The 1,212-nt window shown below is 67.9% G+C and carries 1 protein-coding gene; it reads right to left on the bottom strand.

The features are described 5' to 3' along the window. A partial coding sequence (locus FJ980_RS32700) for a DNA repair protein RecN (RefSeq protein ID WP_140547568.1) occupies positions 1 to 1,212 on the bottom strand: 1,212 nt, incomplete at both ends.

Here is a 1,212-nt window from a genome sequence, read left to right as displayed (position 1 = left end):
GCCAGCAGGAAGCGCGAAAGCTCGCAGCCGGAAGCACCCTTCATCATCTGCCCAGGCCGGGTGCCGGGATTGGTGCGCACCCAGAACTCGATCTGGTCTATGCCCTCTTCCATGCGGCTCTCGGCCTCGCTCTTCATCTCGACGATGAAGGCGGCGCGTTCGAGCTTCAGCGCCGGCAGTTCGGCCATCACCGCCTTGGTCAGCCCGACCGCCGCGGCATGGCGAAGCGAGGACAACTGCGCGGCGGCGATATCATAGGCTTCGCGCGCTGCGGCCGCCTGCTTTTCCAGCCCATGAAGGCGCTCCTCGCCGGCATCGAGATCGGCAAGATCGGCAACCATCGTGTCGCGCAATTGCGCCAAATCATCGACGGCAACGCTGTGCTTGCGCGATGCCGCGCGCAGCGAAAACAACCGCTCTTCCGCCTTTTCCAGCCGCTGTGGATCATATTCGGTGGCGCGCAAAGCCGCCTCGACACCCGACTGCGCCGCGTCGAGCGACAGCATCGCCTCATCCAGCGACTTGACCACTTCGTCGAGCAGCCCGGGGGCCTCGCCGGCCTTGCGCTGCAACCGCCTGAGCAGGCTGGCCAGTTGCGGCAAGGGCGAGGATGGACCCGAAAGCACGTCCTGCGCGTCGTGGATTTCGGAGGCGATCTTCTCGGCCCGCATCATGTGGGCGCGCAAGTCGGCAAGCTCAGTCTCCTCACCCGGCTGCGGATCGAGCTTGGTCAGCTCCGTGACCGCTGCGCGCAGGTAGTCCGCTTCGCGCGCCGCCGCCGCCACCTTGGCACGATGGCGCGAGAGCTCCTGCTCGCAGGCGCGCCAGTGCCGCCAGGCCTCGGCCGTCGACCGGACGGCGCCGAGATGGCCGCCGAAGGCGTCGAGCACGTCGCGATGCGCGCCGGGATCGACAAGGGCGCGTTCGTCATGCTGGCCGTGGATCTCGACCAGCGCGCGGCCGACGTCGCGCATCAGCGTCACGCTGGACGGCTGATCGTTGACGAAGACGCGGGTGCGGCCGTCCACAGTCTGCAAGCGGCGCAGGATGATGTCGCCGTCGTCCTCGATGGCATTCTCGGCAAGCAACGCGCGCACCGGATGGTTGCGCGGCACGTCGAACACGGCAATCACCTGGCCCTGTGCCGCGCCGTGGCGCACCAGGGAAGCGTCACCGCGAGCCCCAAGCGCCAAGGACAGAGCGTCGAGCAGG

The sequence above is a fragment of the Mesorhizobium sp. B1-1-5 genome (assembly GCF_006443065.1).
Taxonomy (GTDB): domain Bacteria; phylum Pseudomonadota; class Alphaproteobacteria; order Rhizobiales; family Rhizobiaceae; genus Mesorhizobium.
The sequence above is the reverse complement of the archived record's forward strand: the minus strand, read 5'-3'. Positions and strand labels throughout refer to the sequence as shown.